This is a genomic window from Streptomyces lucensis JCM 4490, assembly GCF_014650035.1.
GTDB classification, from domain to species: Bacteria; Actinomycetota; Actinomycetes; order Streptomycetales; family Streptomycetaceae; genus Streptomyces; species Streptomyces lucensis.
On the sequence record NZ_BMUE01000022.1, the window covers coordinates 1 to 16,022 of the forward strand.

General features: G+C 72.2%; 16 protein-coding genes. All 16 read right to left on the reverse strand.

From position 1 onward, the window contains the following. Positions 1 to 178: flavodoxin-dependent (E)-4-hydroxy-3-methylbut-2-enyl-diphosphate synthase (locus IE177_RS32120; protein ID WP_190018993.1), on the reverse strand; the 178-nt coding region annotated here is incomplete at its 3' end. A gap of 4 nt (positions 179 to 182) precedes the next feature. Then, positions 183 to 1,205: an adenosyl-hopene transferase HpnH gene (gene hpnH / locus IE177_RS32125; RefSeq protein WP_190018994.1), complete on the reverse strand. Its 1,023-nt coding sequence runs from the start codon at positions 1,203 to 1,205 to the stop codon at positions 183 to 185. 5 nt (positions 1,206 to 1,210) lie between these two features. Further along, positions 1,211 to 1,852, reverse strand: a complete 642-nt coding sequence (locus IE177_RS32130; RefSeq protein WP_190018995.1) for a phosphorylase family protein — start codon at positions 1,850 to 1,852, stop codon at positions 1,211 to 1,213. A 1-nt stretch (position 1,853) separates the two neighbouring features. Then, positions 1,854 to 3,884, reverse strand: a complete 2,031-nt coding sequence (gene shc, locus IE177_RS32135) for a squalene--hopene cyclase (protein WP_190018996.1) — start codon at positions 3,882 to 3,884, stop codon at positions 1,854 to 1,856. A 116-nt stretch (positions 3,885 to 4,000) separates the two neighbouring features. Next, on the reverse strand, positions 4,001 to 5,143 hold the full coding sequence (locus IE177_RS32140; RefSeq protein ID WP_190018997.1) for a polyprenyl synthetase family protein: 1,143 nt from the start codon (positions 5,141 to 5,143) through the stop codon (positions 4,001 to 4,003). Beyond that, positions 5,143 to 6,570, reverse strand: a complete 1,428-nt coding sequence (hpnE, locus tag IE177_RS32145) for a hydroxysqualene dehydroxylase HpnE (RefSeq protein WP_190018998.1) — start codon at positions 6,568 to 6,570, stop codon at positions 5,143 to 5,145. The genes IE177_RS32140 and hpnE overlap by 1 nt, the downstream gene beginning before the upstream one ends. Beyond that, positions 6,567 to 6,695: a DUF6380 family protein gene (locus tag IE177_RS35875; protein WP_373305218.1), complete on the reverse strand. Its 129-nt coding sequence runs from the start codon at positions 6,693 to 6,695 to the stop codon at positions 6,567 to 6,569. Before IE177_RS35875 ends, hpnE begins: the two co-directional genes overlap by 4 nt. Beyond that, positions 6,695 to 7,657 (reverse strand): presqualene diphosphate synthase HpnD, encoded by a 963-nt coding sequence (hpnD, locus tag IE177_RS32150; RefSeq protein WP_190018999.1) that lies wholly within the window; start codon positions 7,655 to 7,657, stop codon positions 6,695 to 6,697. Before hpnD ends, IE177_RS35875 begins: the two co-directional genes overlap by 1 nt. Then, positions 7,654 to 8,550 (reverse strand): squalene synthase HpnC, encoded by an 897-nt coding sequence (gene hpnC / locus IE177_RS32155; RefSeq protein ID WP_190019000.1) that lies wholly within the window; start codon positions 8,548 to 8,550, stop codon positions 7,654 to 7,656. Before hpnC ends, hpnD begins: the two co-directional genes overlap by 4 nt. 360 nt (positions 8,551 to 8,910) lie before the next feature. After that, on the reverse strand, positions 8,911 to 9,699 hold the full coding sequence (locus tag IE177_RS32160; protein ID WP_190019001.1) for an ABC transporter ATP-binding protein: 789 nt from the start codon (positions 9,697 to 9,699) through the stop codon (positions 8,911 to 8,913). Then, the gene (locus IE177_RS32165) at positions 9,692 to 10,621 is read right to left on the reverse strand and encodes an ABC transporter permease (RefSeq protein WP_190019002.1); all 930 of its coding nucleotides are present in this window, start codon (positions 10,619 to 10,621) and stop codon (positions 9,692 to 9,694) included. The genes IE177_RS32160 and IE177_RS32165 overlap by 8 nt, the downstream gene beginning before the upstream one ends. Before the next feature lie 103 nt (positions 10,622 to 10,724). After that, positions 10,725 to 11,609 (reverse strand): glycosyltransferase family 2 protein, encoded by an 885-nt coding sequence (locus IE177_RS32170; RefSeq protein ID WP_190019003.1) that lies wholly within the window; start codon positions 11,607 to 11,609, stop codon positions 10,725 to 10,727. A 5-nt stretch (positions 11,610 to 11,614) separates the two neighbouring features. Continuing rightward, positions 11,615 to 12,394 (reverse strand): CDP-alcohol phosphatidyltransferase family protein, encoded by a 780-nt coding sequence (locus IE177_RS32175; RefSeq protein ID WP_190019004.1) that lies wholly within the window; start codon positions 12,392 to 12,394, stop codon positions 11,615 to 11,617. Then, positions 12,372 to 13,433, reverse strand: coding sequence for an iron-containing alcohol dehydrogenase family protein (locus tag IE177_RS32180; protein WP_190019005.1), 1,062 nt, complete (start codon positions 13,431 to 13,433; stop codon positions 12,372 to 12,374). The genes IE177_RS32175 and IE177_RS32180 overlap by 23 nt, the downstream gene beginning before the upstream one ends. Further along, positions 13,421 to 14,173 (reverse strand): phosphocholine cytidylyltransferase family protein, encoded by a 753-nt coding sequence (locus IE177_RS32185; protein ID WP_190019006.1) that lies wholly within the window; start codon positions 14,171 to 14,173, stop codon positions 13,421 to 13,423. The genes IE177_RS32180 and IE177_RS32185 overlap by 13 nt, the downstream gene beginning before the upstream one ends. After that, positions 14,170 to 15,969: a DUF5941 domain-containing protein gene (locus tag IE177_RS32190; protein ID WP_190019007.1), complete on the reverse strand. Its 1,800-nt coding sequence runs from the start codon at positions 15,967 to 15,969 to the stop codon at positions 14,170 to 14,172. The genes IE177_RS32185 and IE177_RS32190 overlap by 4 nt, the downstream gene beginning before the upstream one ends. Positions 15,970 to 16,022: the final 53 nt, after the last annotated feature.

Consider the following 16,022-nt stretch of genomic DNA (forward strand, 5'->3'; position numbering starts at 1 on the left):
CCGCGATCTGCTGGAGCGTCGCGCCGATGTCCGACGTGCGGGTCGTCGTCATCGACTGCACCGACACGGGGGCCCCGCCCCCGACCGCCACCGGCCCGACGTGGATCCGCCGCGACGTGCGCCGCGGCGCGACCGGACGGGCCGGTACCTCGGGAAGGCCCAGGGGGACGGCGGTCACCGCCTCACTCCCGGTTCCCGGAGACGGTCTCGCGCATCGCCCGCAGGGACTCCTTCAGCGAGCCCATCGTGGCGAGGACGGCGGTGGGCTCGTAGCCGCAGTGCGCCATGCAGTTGGCGCAGCGCGGGTCCTTGCCGCGGCCGTACTTGTCCCAGTCGGTCTCCTCGATGAGTTCGCGGTACGTCGGCACGTAGCCGTCGCTCATCAGGTAGCAGGGGCGCTGCCAGCCGAAGAGCGAGTAGTTGGGGATCGCCCACGCGGTGCACGGGAAGTCGACCCTGCCCTCCAGGAAGTCCAGGAAGAGCGGGGAGTGGTTGAGCCGCCACTTCCTGCGGTTTCCGCCCGCGAAGGCCTTCCGGAACAGCTCGCGGGTCTGCTCGACGCCGAGGAAGTGCTCCTGGTCGGGGGCCTTCTCGTAGGCGTAGGCGGGCGAGATCATCATCTCGTCGACCTTGAGGTCGTCGTTGAGGAAGTTGAGCACCTCGATGACGGTCTGCGGGGTGTCGGTGTTGAAGAAGGTGGAGTTGGTGGTCACCCGGAAGCCGCGCCGCTTGGCCTCCTTGATGGCCTCCACCGCCTCGTCGAACACGCCCTCCTTCGCGACGGACTCGTCGTGCCGCTCGCGCAGCCCGTCGATGTGCACCGCGAAGGCGAAGTACGGCGACGGCCTGAACCTGTCCATCTTCTTGCGCATCAGCAGCGCGTTGGTGCACAGGAAGACGTACTTCCTCCTCGCCACCAGCTGCCGCACGATCTCGTCGATCTGAGGGTGCATCAACGGTTCGCCGCCGGCGATGGAGACCATCGGGGCACCGGACTCCAGGACCGCGCCCACCGCCTGGGCGACCGGCATGCGCTGCTTGAGCACTCCCGCCGGGTGCTGGATCTTGCCGCAGCCCTCGCACTTGAGGTTGCACGCGAACAGCGGTTCGAGCTCCACGATGAGCGGAAACTTGTCCCGCCTGCGGATCCTCTGTTCGGCCAGGTATGTAGCGACCTTGATGGACTGACGCAACGGCATGGCCATCTGGCTCACCTCCGGGGGAGCAGCAAAGAACGGTGCCATTCGAAAAAAGCGGGCAGTACAGAACGAAGAACGCGGAAAGCCGATATTCCACCGCGTACCGTGCCGATCCGGACGAGTTCGTGTTCGGGGGCGTCCACGACCACCCGGACGGCCGCAACGGGGCGCTCACCCGCGCGGACGGCGGTCAGGAGGGTGGCCGCCGACTCCATGTCGACCGCGATCGCGCCGGTCGCGAACAGGCCGGACCTCTCGTGCCCCCGCACGACGTGGCCGGAGCCGGTGAGCGGACCGGTGTGGACCGTGCGGCCGGGCAGCAGGCGCCCGAGTTCCTTGGCCAGCAGCTCGGTGCCCACGCAGGGAACGCTCCCGCGCGGATCCCGGGTCTCCTCGGCGACGACCAGGTCGCCGGGGTGCATGCCCGGGGCGAGTCCGGCGCAGAAGCCGGTGGCCAGGACGGCCGCGCCGGCCAGCGCCCCGGTGCCGAGGTGCCGGCTGACGGAGCGTTCCGCCGCCTTCGGGCCCATGCCCGTACGGACGACGGTGTACGGCCCGCCGGCCCCGCCGCTGTCGCCGGTGCGCAGGGCGAGGTGCTCGATGCCGAGCGCGCAGGCGATCAGCAGCGGTGCCGGGGCGGGCTCGGGTCTCACATCAGGCCCCCTTGACCCGCGAGGGGACCTTGTGCGCCGTGCCGAGCAGGTTCCGCTCGAAAGGGTCGCCGTGCAGGTACCGGCCGAGCGCGGTGAGCGGGAAGACCTGCCGGTACAGGTGGTAGTTGATGGAGAAGTCCCACGGGAAGCCGGTGCCGGTGAAGTACGGCTCGTCCCAGGTGCCGTCCTCGCGCTGGGTCTCCGCCAGCCACCGCACGCCCCGCTCGACGGCCCCGGAGTCCTTCTCGCCCGCTGCGAGCAGCGCCATCAGCGCCCACGCGGTCTGCGAGGCGGTGGAGGCGCCGCGGCCGCTCCACTCCCTGACGTACTTGTAGGAGCGCAGGTCCTCGCCCCAGCCGCCGTCGTCGTTCTGGACGCTCTCCAGCCAGGTCACGGCCCGCCGGATCGCCGGATGGGAGCCGGGCAGCCCGGCCGCGGTCAGCGCGGGCAGCACGGACCCGGTGCCGTACAGGTAGTTGACGCCCCAGCGGCCGAACCAGGAGCCGTCGGGCTCCTGTTCGGCGAGCAGCCAGTCGATGCCGCGCCGCGTGCGCGGGTCGTGGGCCAGGCCCTCGGCGGCCAGCATCTCCACCACGTGCGCGGTGACGTCGGCGGACGGCGGATCGATGACCTCGCCGAAGTCGCAGAACGGCAGGCGGTTGGGGAACGGGCTGGTGTTGTCCACGTCGAAGGCGCCCCACGCGCCGTTGCGCGACTGCATCCCGAGGTTCCAGCGCACGGCCCGCCCGATGGCCCGGTCCACGCGCTCGGGGTCGTGGTGCCTGACCCGGCGCAGCGCGAGGGCGACCTCCGCGGTGTCGTCGATGTCGGGGTAGTTGTCGTTGTGGAACTCGAACGCCCAGCCCCCCGGCGGGAGCTGGGGGCGTTTCACGGCCCAGTCGCCGGGACGGACGATCTCCTCGCCGAGCATCCAGTCGGCCGCCTTGACCAGTTGCGGGTGATCGACGGGAAGTCCCGCGTCGACGAGCGCGATGGCGGCGAGGCAGGTGTCCCAGACCGGCGACTGGCAGGCCTCGATCATGCGGGCCCCGTCCTCGCGCCACACGGCGAAACGGTCCAGCGAGGCGAGGCCCTCGCGCATCACGGGGTGCTCGAGGTCGTAGCCGAGCAGGTACAGGGCGATGATCGAGTACACGGCGGGAGGCTGGATGCCGCCCCAGCAGCCGTCGTTCTCCTGCCGCTCGATGATCCAGCGGGCGGCCGAGTTCATCGCGGCCCCGCGCACCCGGCGCGGGGCGACCTTGCGCAGCCGGTGCAGGACCTTGTCCATGCGCTGGAAGGCGCCGTCCCAGCTCAGCGGCGAGGCCAGCGGCCTCGGCGGGTTGGGGCGGGCCGGGTCGGTGTGCAGCTCGTCCAGCGGGAAGGGGGCCGGGCGGACGGGACGCTTGGCGGACACGATGGTGAGCGGCACGATGGTCTGCCGGGCCCAGCACCCGAAGTCGTAGATGTTGAGCGGCAGCCAGGTGGGGAACCAGATCAGCTCGGGCGGGAGTTCGGGCAGGTCCTCCCACTTCCACCAGCCGAACAGGGCGAGCCAGATACGGGTGAAGACGCGGGCGGCGGCGATGCCGCCGCGCTCGCGGACCCAGGCCGACGCCTTCGCCATGTGCGGGGCGTCGGGCGCGTCGCCGGCCAGGCGCAGGGCCACGTAGGCCTCGATGGTGGTGGACAGTTCACCGGGTCCGCCGAAGAAGGTGGCCCAGGTGCCGTCCTCGCGCTGCTCCCCGCGGATGAACCTGGCGGCGGCCTCGGTCGTCGCCTCGTCGCCGATGCCGAGGAACTGACGGAGCAGCAGGTCCTCGGCGTCCATGGTGACATTCGTCTCCAGGTCGCCCTTCCACCAGCCCTGGGCGTCCTGCCGGGCGAGCAGGAAGTCGGTGGCGCGCCTCGCGGCGTGTGCGGCGGCTTCCCGAACCCCGGCCGCCACGGGGGTGGTGAGAGTGGTGTCGCTGGCCGCGGCAGCTCGGGGCGGGAGGGTCGCCCCGGCACTTCCGTCGGTCGTCGCTGTCATGGCTTCCCCTTCGTGCAGTCGTGCGAGTCGTGCTGCTGTGGGTCCGCCGTCGGCCGGTGTGCCGTGTCCCGTCACACCGGCCGGCGACTACGCGAGGCCTGTCGAGCCGCCAGGGCTCATCTCTTGCGTACGACGACGAAGTCGGCGAGCGCCGTGAAGGAGTCCCGCACCCGGCCGGGCATGTCGACGGCGTCGAGGGCCTCGATGGCGATGGTGTGCTGGCGGCGTGCCTCGTCCGCCGTCCACTCGCGTCCGCCCGCCTCCTCGATGAGGGCGGCGCGGGCGGCGAACTCCTCCTCGGAGAAGTTCGCGAAGTCGCTGCTCTTGGCGTCGGCGGCGAGGATGTCGCCGAGCCGCTCGGAGGCGGGGCCGCCCGCCGCGAGCGCGGCCACCACCGGCAGGGACTTCTTGCGCTGGCGCAGATCGCTCCAGGTCTGCTTGCCGGTGGCGTCCGGGTCGCCCCAGATGCCGAGCAGGTCGTCGACCGCCTGGAAGGCGAGTCCGAGGTGGTAGCCGTACCGCTCCAGCGCGTCAGCGGTCGCGTCGTCCGCCCCGCCGAGGACGGCGCCGATGGAGCTGGACGCGGCGAGGAGCGCGCCGGTCTTGTTGCCCTCCATCTCCAGGCACTCCTCGACGCTGACGCGGTCGCGGTGCTCGTAGGAGATGTCCTGCGCCTGACCGTCGATCAGGGCGCGGGTCGCGGTGGTCAGGCGGCGGGTGGCGCGGCCGGCGTCGACGGTACCGAGTTCCAGCAGCACCTCGCCCGCGAGGGCGAACAGGGCGTCGCCGACCAGGATGGCCTGGGCGGGGCCGTGCACCTTCCAGACCGTGTCGCGGTGCCGGCGCTGCTCGTCGCCGTCCATCAGGTCGTCGTGCAGCAGCGAGAAGTTGTGCACGAGTTCGACGGCCACCGCGCCCGGGACGCCCACCTCGGGCCCGGCGCCGGTGACCTCCGCGGAGAGCACGGCGAGCGCGGGACGCACGGCCTTGCCGCCGTCGCCGTCGGCCGGGTTGCCGGCGGCGTCGATCCAGCCGAAGTGGTAGGCGGCGACGGTGTCCATGGGGGGCGCCAGGCGGTCGACGGCCGAACGCAGGACCGGTGTGGCCAAGGTCCGGCCGCGCTCCAGCAGCGCGGTCACGTCCACCGCGGCCCGTGGAGCGGGCTTCGAGGCCGGGGGAACAGTGGGCACAGTCTCTCCTCTTGTTGCGGTACCGGACGTGCGGGAGCCTGCCGCCGCCGCGTCCTGCTGATCGTGCATCAGGCCGCCTCCTCCAGGGCGAAGAGGCGGCGGGGACGGGGCCGGCCCAGGGCGCCGAGCGCGGCGTCGGCCGCGCTCACTCCGCTGCGGACCGCGCTCTCCATGGTCGCGGGCCACCCCGTGGCGGTCCACGCTCCGGCCAGGTACAGGCCGGGGGCCTTGGTGCGGGCGCCGGGCCGCAGTCGCCCGACGCCGGGGGCGGGGGCGAACGTGGCGGCGCGCTCCCGGGTCACGAAGAAGTCCTTCACCACGGCCCCGCGGGTGCCCGGGATCAGCCGCCGCAGCTCGGGCAGGTAGCGCCGGCGCAGTTCGGCGACCGGGGCGTCGATGTCGTCCCGCGCGGCCGACTGGGACAGCGCCAGGTACTGGCCGGTCCTGAGTCCGGCGGCGCCGGTGCGGTCGAAGACCCACTGCACCGGGGTGCCGAGGGCCGCGAAGAAGGGCCGCGCGAGCACCTTGCGGTCGTAGACGACGTGGACGTTGAGGATCGGCGCGGTGCCGATGTCCAGCAGCCGTTCGGGAGCGTCCAGGGCGCCGGGCGGCAGCAGGCCGTGGGTCTCGCGCTGGGGCACGGCGAGCACGACCGCGTCGGCTTCGAGCCGCTCGCCGGGCACCTGAACGCTCCAGCCCCCGTTTCCGTTGTGGAGGACGGAGGTGACGCGTGTACGGACCTCGGTACGGACGCCCGCCGAGTCGAGCGCCTTGCGGGCCAGCCGGTCGTGCAGTTCGCCCAGCGGGACGTGGGCCCAGCCGATGTCGGCCGCTCCCGGGTCGGACAGCAGACCGGTCTTGAACACCATCGCGGCGAGCCCGAGCGAGGCGTCGCCCGCGACGGCGTTGAGGGTGGCGACCCCGACCAGGTCCCACAGGGCCTCGACGGCGCGCGCCGACTGGCCGTGCGCGGCCAGCCAGCTGCCGAAGTCCTGTGCGTCCAGGGCGGGATCGGTGAGGTCGAGGCCCTTGAGCGCGAGCGCGGCCCGCCCGACGGCCGCGCGTTCGGCGAGCGAGAGGTGCGGATAGGCGGCCAGGCTGCGCCCCAGGTGGAGGGGGACGGGCAGCGGGTCGCGCCGCAGCCGGCCGAGCCGTCTGCCCTCGGGCCTGGCGGCGTCGACTACGGGCACGTCGAGACGGTCCTGCAGCGGTGCCAGCGCGGCGCCGCCGATCCGGTCGAGGAACCACCGGTAGGCGGTGCAGCAGCGCAGGTAGACGTGCTGGCCGTTGTCCACGGTCAGCTCACCGCGCCGGAAGGAGAAGGCGAGGCCGCCGAGCCGGGGCCGCCCTTCGAACAGGGTGACGCGGACGCCCGCGTCGGCCAGCGCGAGCGCCGCGGTGACGCCGGCGAGTCCGCCGCCGACCACGACGGCGCTGCGGCCCGCCGGCCGCGGGGTGCCGGCGTGCGCCTGCGCCGGGCGTGGGCCGTCGCTCATCTCGCGTCCTTCCGTGCGTGCCGGACGTGCTGGATGAACGGTGCACGCCCGGGTGTCGCAGTCAGGGACGCCACGCCGTGGCGACGGGTTGCCTGCCGGGTGCCGGCCGGTCCGCACGGGTGCATCAGGCGCGCCTCCTGACGGTCCGCCGGGACGGGTGGCGGGTCACGTGCCGGGTGTCGAGGCCGGACAGGCCGCGCACGGCGACGTACGCCTTCTCGCGTCCGGGCAGCGAGACCCGGCCGCGCAGCACGGCCTGCGGGTCGCGCTCGATGCGGTCCAGCAGCCTGCGGTAGATACCGGCCATGGCGGCCACGCACGCGCCGCTGCGCCGGTCGAGCATGGGCAGCAGCCGGTAGCCCTCGGCGAAGAGGGCGCGGGCCCGTCGCACCTCGAAGTGCACGAGGCCGGGGAAGTCGGAGCCCTCCGGCGGGGCCGGCCCGTCGAAGCCGGCCGTGCAGCCGAACTTGGCGAGGTCGTCGGCGGGCAGGTAGGTGCGGCCGCCCGTCGCGTCCTCGCGGACGTCCCGGAGGATGTTGGTGAGCTGCAGCGCCAGGCCGAGGGTGTCGGCGTACTCCGGTGCGCGCTCGGCGCCCCGCGCCCCGGGTTCGGTGCCGAACACGCCGAGCGAGAGCCGGCCGATGGCGCCGGCGACGCACCGGCAGTAGACCTTCAGGTCGTCCCAGGTCTCGTAGGTCTCCCCGCGCAGGTCCATCTGGACGCCGTCGATCAGTTCGTCGAGGCCGCCGAGCGGGATCGGGAAGGTGCGCGCGGCGTGGGCGAGGGCGACGGCCACCGGGTCGGTGTGGTCCTCCTCGATCGCGCCCTCCCGGACGCGGGCGAGCAGGGCCCGGGTCTCCTCCAGCCGCGTGAGCTTGACCTCGCCGGCCAGTTCTCCGTCGCCGATGTCGTCCACGCGCCGGGAGAACGCGTACAGCGCCGACATGGCGCGGCGCTTGGCCGCCGGCAGCAGCCGGATGCCGTAGGCGAAGTTCCGGGCCTGCTGCCCGGTGACGGTCTCGCAGTAGCTGTAGGCGGCGAGTACCGGTGCGGACACGCGTGGCGGAGAGTCCACGGTCCGGATCACCCCTTTCCTCGCAGGATCACGCCCGCCTCACGCAGCAGCCGGCCCTTGCGGGGCCGGGGCGGGCCGGGAAGTACGTCGTAGTCGGCGGCGGCGATCGCGTCGATCGCCGCCCTTCCCCCCGCCACGAACCCCGCGAGCAGCAACTTCAGCCTGCCGTGGACGCTACCCACCAGGGGGGCGCCTTCATTCAGCAGATCGCGGGCGCGTTGCGCCTCGTATGCAACCAGGGCGCGCACCGACGCGCTCGTGGTTTTCGCCGCGATGTCAGCTTCCTGCACATGAAAGCGCTTCATGTCCTCGGCGGGCAGGTAGATCCGGTCACGGCCGAGGTCCTCGGCGACGTCCTGGAGGTGTTCCACGATCTGCAGGGCGGTGCAGACCGCGTCGGACAGCCGGATCCGTTCGGGCGTCGAGGTCCCGGTGACGGCGAGGACGAGGCGGCCGACGGGGTTGGCCGACAGTTCGCAGTAGGCGAGCAGGTCGTCGTAGGTCTCGTACCGGGTGACGAGCTGGTCCTGGCGGTTGGCGGCGATCAGGCCGAGGAAGGGCTCCGGAGTGAGCCGGCAGCGGCGGACGGTGGGCTGCAGGCGGCGCAGCAGCGGGTGGCGCGGGGTGCCGTCGAAGACGCGGCACAGGTCCGCCTCGAAGGCGTCGAGGAGGAGCAGGCGGTCCCCGGCCCCGGCGTCCGGCACGCCGAGCAGCCGGGCGTCGGCCCCGCCGGGCGCGAGGTCGCCGTCGCCGATGTCGTCCACGAGGCGGGCGAAACCGTAGACGGCCACCAGGTCGCCGCGCCAGGTCCTGGGCAGGAAGAAGGGGGCCACGGGGAAGTTCTCGCTCGCGGCCTTGTCCAGGGTGGCGCGTTCCGCGTCCGGCGCCGTGACGGCGGCCGTCATCGGGCGCTGCCCGGGGCTGGGACGGCACGTGCTGCGTTGAGCTGGGGAGTTTCCGTAGCCATTGCCGTCACATCTCCCGTTCTACACTGCCGATCCAATACACACTATTTCGGACACGCCGCCCGGCAATGCGCGGGGCCGCCCCGACGGAGGGTGTCGCGTATTATCGCCCCACTTGCCGCTTTCCGGCGCCGTCACAGCTTACGTTGTACAACGCGCCCCGGGCCGCCGGGGTGTCCTGCACATCACAACAACGCACCGATCGGCGTCAAGATTCCTTGCGCCAGGCGGAGTTGATGCTTCCTTTGCAGACGCAGGGCCCCGCCGGAAGGTTGCCGGCGGGGCCCTGGCCGAAACGGGCTACTTGCCCGTGAACTTCTCGTATTCCTTCAGGACCTCTTCGGTGGGCCCGTCCATGCGCAGTTCGCCGCGTTCCAGCCACAGCACACGGTTGCAGGTGTCGCGGATCGACTTGTTGTTGTGGCTGACGAGGAACACCGTTCCGGCTTCCTTGCGCAGTTCCCGGATGCGCTGCTCCGAGCGCTTCTGGAACTTGCGGTCGCCGGTGGCCAGGGCCTCGTCGATCATGAGGACGTCGTGGTCCTTGGCGGCGGCGATGGAGAAGCGCAGACGCGCCGCCATGCCGGAGGAATAGGTGCGCATCGGCAGGGTGATGAAGTCGCCCTTCTCGTTGATGCCCGAGAAGTCGACGATGCCCTGGTAGCGCTCCTTGACCTGCTCCCGGGACATGCCCATGGCCAGGCCGCCCAGGATGACGTTCCGCTCGCCGGTCAGGTCGTTCATCAGCGCCGCGTTCACGCCCAGCAGGGAGGGCTGGCCGTCGGTGTAGACCTTGCCCTTCTCCGGGGGCAGCAGGCCGGCGATGGCCCGCAGCAGGGTGGACTTGCCCGAGCCGTTGGAGCCGATGAGGCCGATGGCCTCGCCGCGGCGGGCGACGAACGACACGCCGCGCACGGCGTGCACCTTGCGTACGCCGCGCTCCTCGCCGCGCTTGAGTATCCGGCTCAGGGCGGCCGTCGCGCTGCCCTTGCCGGTCTTGGCCCCGTTGACCCGGTAGACGATGTGGAGGTCGTCCGCGATGACCGTCGGGCGCGGGTCCACGCCGTACTCGGAGTTCTGCTCAGCCACGGCCGTACCGCTCCTCCGCCTTCCAGAAGTACACGAAGCCGCCGGCGAACACGGCCACGGCCCAGAACAGGGCGATGGCCCACACGTGCGGCGGCAGGTTCGAGGCGCCGTAGCCGTCGATCAGCGCGAACCGCACCAGGTCCATGTACACCGCGGCCGGGTTCACCTGCAGCAGGCGGGCGATCCACTCCGGCCGCCCCTCCAGCATCTTGGTGATGGAGAACATGACGCCGGAGGCGTACATCCAGGTGCGCAGCAGGAACGGCATCAGCTGCGCGAGGTCCGGGGTCTTGGCGCCCATCCGGGCCACGATCATCGCGAGCCCGGTGTTGAACAGGAACTGCAGCGCCAGCACCGGCACGATCAGCAGCCACGACGGGCTCGGGTAGCTGCCGAAGCCGATCGCCACGACGAACAGCACGATCATCGAGAACAGCAGCTGCTGGAGCTGCTGCAGCGAGAAGGAGACGGGCAGCGAGGCGCGCGGGAAGTGCAGGGCGCGGACCAGGCCGAGGTTGCCGGAGATGGCGCGGACGCCCGACATCACCGAACTCTGCGTGAAGGTGAACACGAACACGCCCGTGACCAGGAACGGGATGTACACGTCCTTGGACATGCCCCGGCCGGCGTGCAGGATCAGCCCGAAGATGAGGAAGTAGACGGCCGCGTTCAGCAGCGGCGTCGCCACCTGCCAGAGCTGGCCGAGCTTGGCCTGGCTGTACTGCGCGGTCAGCTTCGCCTGGGAGAAGGCGAGGATGAAGTGGCGGCGCCCCCACAGCTGACGGACGTAACTGCCGAGCGAGGGCCGGGCGCCGCTCACGGAGAGGCCGTACTTGGCGGCGAGCTCGGCCGCCGTCAGCCCCTCGTCGGGCGACGGGGCGGCGGTCACCGCGACCGTGCCGTCGTGCGTGGTCTCACTCACGGGTGGAAACTTTCCTCTTCGGGTTCGTCTGCTTCGGCGCCGCCGCACCGGCCGACTCGTGGTCGTGTGCCGTGCGGCGGTCGCGCCTGTCAGGTCGAGCTTGTCAGATGACCGGCGGCCGGCCCAGTCGGGTGAGTCGCCACACCGTACGCCAGCGCATCGGGCGGCGCGGGCCGCACGGCGTCCTCCAGCCTTCCCGGAATCCGCCGAACCAGGCCTTGAGGGCAGGCCGGGAGGGACGGCGGAGCAGGGTGAGCAGCATCCAGACCCCGAGGTAGACCGGGACCAGGAGGGCGGGCAGGTTGCGGCGGGCGAGCCAGACCCGGTTGCGGGCGACCATGCGGTGGTAGACCGCGTGCCGCGAGGGCGCGGTCGTCGGGTGGTTGAGCACCATGTCGGACCGGTAGTCGATCATCCAGCCCGCGTCGAGGGCCCGCCATGCCAGGTCGGTCTCCTCGTGGGCGTAGAAGAACTCGTCCGGGAGCCCGCCGACCTCGGCGAAGACCTTGGTGCGGACCGCGTTGGCGCCGCCGAGGAAGGTGGTGACCCGGGAGGAGCGCATCGGGTCGGAGGCGCGCAGCCGGGGCACGTGCCGGCGCTGGGTCTCGCCGGTGACGGGGTCGGCGATGCGGAAGCTGACGATGCCGAGCCGCGGGTCGGCGGCGAACGCCTCGCGGCACAGCTCGGCGGTGTCCTTGCGGGCGAGCAGTCCGTCGTCGTCGAGGAAGAGCAGGATGTCGACATCGCGGCCGCCGGGGCCGAAGGCCTCGATGCCGACGTTGCGGCCCCCCGGGATGCCCAGGTTCTCGGGCAGCTCGATGGTCCGTACGCCCTCGGGGACGTCCGGTACGGGCGAGCCGTTGCCGACGACGACCACCTCGACGGGGGCGCCGTCCTGCCCGGCGACGGAGTCGAGCAGGGCGCGCAGCTCGTCGGGGCGGTTGCCCATGGTGATGACGACCGCGCCGACCTTCGAGGAAGCCGTCATGCCGCTCACCTCAGCCTGCTGGAGGCGAGGATGGACACCAGGTGCAGCAGGGTCTGCAGCATGGCGATCCCCGCGAGGACGGCCGTGCCGAGGCGGGTGAAGAACAGGTCGCCGCGGGCCTGGTCCACGATCGCGAGGACCAGGATCAGCAGCGAGGCCTCGATGCCGAGGATCAGCCGGTGGAACTTGAGCGCGGCGGCGGCCCGGCGGGCCAGCGCCATGCCGGAGGAGCGCGGCTCGGAGGCCGCCTCCTGGACCGGTGGCTTGCCCGTCTGGTGGCGGGCGACGCCGACCAGGTCGGTCTCGGCCTTGATCAGGATGGCGCCGAGCGCCGCCAGGGTGCCGAGGAACGCCCACAGCCAGTCGATACGGCCGCTGCCCCACAGGTCGGCGGCACGCAGGCCGAGACCGACCAGGACGGCCGCGTCGGTGAGGTAGGCGCCGACCCGGTCGAGGTAGACGCCGCTCAGCGAGTACTGCTGCCGCCAGCGCGCTATCTCGCCGTCGACGCAGTCCAGCAGCAGGTACAGCTGGGTGGCGACGACCCCGAGGACGGCGCCCGCGATCCCGGGCACCAGCAGGGCCGGCGCCGCGAGCACACCGCAGACGGTCATCAGGTACGTGAGCTGGTTGGGCGTGACCCTGGTGTTCACCAGGTAGCGGTCGACGCGCAGCGACACCTCACGCATGTAGAGGCGTCCCCCCCAGTGCTCACCGCTGCGCCGGTCCTTGACTCCGGCGGGGTGGACGACCGGGCGGAGTTCAGCTACCGATGGCCTTGACATAGTCGGCGTAGGAGTCCTTGATCTGGTTCGGCTTGAGGGCGAGGTGTTCCAGGATCGTGTAACGGCCGGGCCGGGTCTCGGGAGCGAACTCCACCGCGCGGACGAACTCGTCCACCGTGAAGCCGATCTCCTCCGGCAGCACCGGGAGCCCGTGCCGGCGCAGCACCTCGACCATGTACGCCGACTCCTCGTGCGCCCCGCGCAGGTGCATCGCGAAGGCGGCGCCGAGCCCGCACTGCTCGCCGTGGGCGGCGGCGCGCTTGGGGAACAGCAGGTCGAAGGCGTGGTTGATCTCGTGGCAGGACCCGGAACAGGGGCGGGAGTCACCGGACACCGACATCGCGATGCCGCTGAGGACCAGTGCCTCGGCGAGGACCTGCAGGAAGTCGTTGTCGCCGATGCCGCCCGGGTGGCGCAGCACGGCCTCGCCGGCCTGCCTGGCCATCGCGGCGGCCAGGCCGTCGATGTCCTCGCCCTTGACCCGGTTGGCCAGCTCCCAGTCCGCGATCGCGTTGACGTTGGAGATCGCGTCGCCGATACCGGCCCGCACGAAGCGCGCCGGGGCCTCCCGGATCACGTCCAGGTCGATCACGACCGCCATCGGGTTCGGCACGCCGTAGGAGCCGCGGCCCGCGTCGTTGTCGAGGGTCGCGACCGGCGAGCACAGGCCGTCGTGGGCGAGGTTCGTCGGGACCGCGACCAGCGGCAGGCCGATACGGGCCGCCGCGAACTTGGCGCAGTCGATGATCTTGCCGCCGCCGAGCCCGACCACCGCGTCGTAGTGGCCGGACTTCATCTCACCGGCCAGCCGGATGGCGTCGTCGAGGGTGCCGCCCCCGACCTCGTACCACGTGGCCCCGGGCAGCGAGGGGGAGATGCGCTCGCGCAGCCGGGCGCCGGAGCCGCCGCTGACGGCGACGGCGAGCCTCCCGGACTGGGCGATGCGCTGATCGGCGAGGACGTCCGCCAGGTCGTCCAGGGCACCCGGACGGATGTCCACGACGACCGGCGACGGGATGAGCCGCGTCAGTACTGGCACGCGATCTCCCGTCCGCGGGCGAGGTCGTCGTGGTTGTCGATCTCGACCCACTGGACGTCGCCGATCGGCGCCACGTCGATGCGGAAGCCGCGGTTGACCAGCTCCTGGTAACCGTGCTCGTAGAACTGCTGCGGGTCGGTCTCCCAGACCGTCTTCAGGGCGTCGGCCAGCTCGGCCGCGGCGTCGCCCTCGATCAGGGTCACACCGATGTACTCGCCGGTCGCCTCGGCCGGGTCCATCAGCTTGGTGATCTTCTGGACGCCCTTCTCGGCGTCCGCCACGACCTTCATCTCCTCGTCCGCGAGGGACTTCACGGTGTCCAGCGCGAGGATGATCTTCTTGTCCCCGCCGCGCGCGGCGAGCAGCGTCTTCTCGACGGAGACCGGGTGCACGGTGTCCCCGTTGGCGAGTATCACGCCGTCCTTGAGGGCGTCACGGCCGCACCACAGGGAGTAGGCGTTGTTCCACTCCTCGGCCTTGTCGTTGTCGATGAGGGTGAGCTTGACGCCGTACTTGGCCTCGAGGGCCGCCTTGCGCTCGTAGACGGCCTCCTTGCGGTAGCCGACGATGATCGCGACCTCGGTCAGGCCGATCTCGGCGAAGTTGCCCAGGGTGAGGTCGAGAACCGTGATCGAGTCCTCCGCGCCTTCGGGACCCACCGGCACCAGTGCCTTCGGGAGGGTGTCGGTGTAGGGGCGCAGACGCCTTCCGGCGCCGGCCGCCAGCACGAGGCCGATCATGCGGTTTCTCCTTCATCGTGTACGGCGGGCGCCCCAGCGGACACCCAGAAGCGGATGCTCTCGACGAGCACCACCAGGGCGACGGCCACGGCGAGAACCGTGAGCGCGACCTTGAACTGCGAGGCGGTGAGCACCGCGGCCAGAACGGTGACGAGCAGCGTCCGGCCCTCATGCCCTCCGATGGCGCGCACCAGCCGGGCCGGGGGCGCTCCGGCGTTCCCGCGGATGCGGTACACCGTGTCGTAGTGATGGTAGGCGACGGCGGCCACCAGCCCGAAAGCGGCAGGAAGGGCCCCGTTCACCCCCGCTTCGACGGCCAGCGCGAGCACGGTGCCGTACTCGGCGGCCCGGAAGATCGGCGGGACCAGCCAGTCCAGGGCGCCCTTGAGCGGCCGGGCGACGGCGAGTGCGGAGGTGACGACGTAGCACAGGGCGCCGGCGACCGGCAGCACCCCGCCGAAGCCGGTGAGGGCCGAGCAGGCGACGACGGCGGCGCCGCCGAGCAGGGCGACGGCGGGCACGGCCAGCCCCGGCAGGCCCCGTCCGGCCACCCGCCGCAGAATCTCGCCGATCGGGCCGGAGTCGGCGAGGTCGGCGAGCGCCTGCGCCGCGCGGTCGGTCCGGCGGGCCCTGCGGGTCACCGAGCGCAGCACGCGGCCCGCCGTGGTGTACGTCGCGGCGAAGGCGCAGCCGGCGAGCAGGACGTAGAAGGTGATCCGCGGGGTCGTGACCGCGGTGAGGACGGCGATCATCGCCCACCGCTCGCCGATCGGCAGCACGATCATCCGCCGCAGCCACACCGTCCAGCCGACGCTGTCGAGCTTGTCGGAGAGGGCGGCGGTGGGGCTGGTGTTGGCGGTGGCGTCGTGGTTGGCCTCGTTGAAGGAGAAGTCGACCACGTGCCGGCAGGTCTGCAGGATCATCGCGCCGAGGGCGAGGGCCCACACGTCGTCGCCGCCGCGGGCCGCGCCCAGCGCGAGTCCGGCGTAGTAGGCGTACTCCTTGGCCCGGTCGAAGGTGGCGTCCAGCCAGGCGCCGAGCGTGGAGTACTTCAGGGCGTAGCGGGCGAGCTGGCCGTCGGTGCAGTCCAGCACGAAGGAGGCGATGAGCAGCACGCCGGCCGCTATGAATCCGCCGCGCGTGCCGGTCGCCGCGCAGCCGGCCGCGATCAGGGCGGTGAGCAGCGAGGCGGTGGTGACCTGGTTCGGGGTCAGACCGCGGCGGGCGCACCAGCGGGCGAGGTAGCGCGAGTAGGGGCTGATGAAGAACGTGGTGAAGAAGCCGTCGCGGGACTTCACGGCGGACTTCAGGCGCACGGCCTCGTCGTCCACGCCGGCGACGGCCTGCCGTGCCTCGTTGCGGGCCTGGGGGTCGGCGGGTACGGCGGCCACCAGGCTGCCCAGCTCGGGGCGGTGCACCTGGCCGCCGTCGGCGTCGAGGGCGGTGACGACGCGGTCGGCGAGGCTGCCGACCGCCAGTGCGGTGCTGCCGCCGGCGGAGGTCTCGCGGGCCACGGCCCGGGTCAGCGCCTGCCGGGCGGCCGGCTGGGCGGTGACGGCGCCGGGCACGGCGGCGAGCGGGAATCGCGGGTCGGTCAGGCCGAGGCGCAGCGCGTGCGGGTGGCCGACGAAGCGGGCGTCGACCAGGGCCACCCGGTCCCCGGCGGGGACGGAGGCGAGCAGGGTCTCGGTCTCGGCGGCGCTCTCTGTCACCAGGACGTCGAAGCCGAGGGACCGCAGATCGTCGTCGAGCGACGACCCGGGGACCGGCTGGCCCGTGACGATGGCGGTCGGCAACCGAACTCACTCCCTGGGGTGCGGGCGCGCGGGCGCCGGACTGCATGCTGGGG

What these genes read in the sequence shown, in the direction of transcription:
- IE177_RS35875 (WP_373305218.1), bottom strand. Translation starts at nt 6,695, where the DNA reads ATGCACCCGTGCGGACCGGCCGGCACCCGGCAGGCAACCCGTCGCCAC.
- shc (WP_190018996.1), bottom strand. Translation starts at nt 3,884, where the DNA reads ATGACAGCGACGACCGACGGAAGTGCCGGGGCGACCCTCCCGCCCCGA.
- IE177_RS32170 (WP_190019003.1), bottom strand. Translation starts at nt 11,609, where the DNA reads ATGACGGCTTCCTCGAAGGTCGGCGCGGTCGTCATCACCATGGGCAAC.
- IE177_RS32140 (WP_190018997.1), bottom strand. Translation starts at nt 5,143, where the DNA reads ATGCACGATCAGCAGGACGCGGCGGCGGCAGGCTCCCGCACGTCCGGT.
- IE177_RS32185 (WP_190019006.1), bottom strand. Translation starts at nt 14,173, where the DNA reads ATGATCGGCCTCGTGCTGGCGGCCGGCGCCGGAAGGCGTCTGCGCCCC.
- IE177_RS32175 (WP_190019004.1), bottom strand. Translation starts at nt 12,394, where the DNA reads ATGTCAAGGCCATCGGTAGCTGAACTCCGCCCGGTCGTCCACCCCGCC.
- hpnH (WP_190018994.1), bottom strand. Translation starts at nt 1,205, where the DNA reads ATGGCCATGCCGTTGCGTCAGTCCATCAAGGTCGCTACATACCTGGCC.
- hpnE (WP_190018998.1), bottom strand. Translation starts at nt 6,570, where the DNA reads ATGAGCGACGGCCCACGCCCGGCGCAGGCGCACGCCGGCACCCCGCGG.
- hpnC (WP_190019000.1), bottom strand. Translation starts at nt 8,550, where the DNA reads ATGACGGCCGCCGTCACGGCGCCGGACGCGGAACGCGCCACCCTGGAC.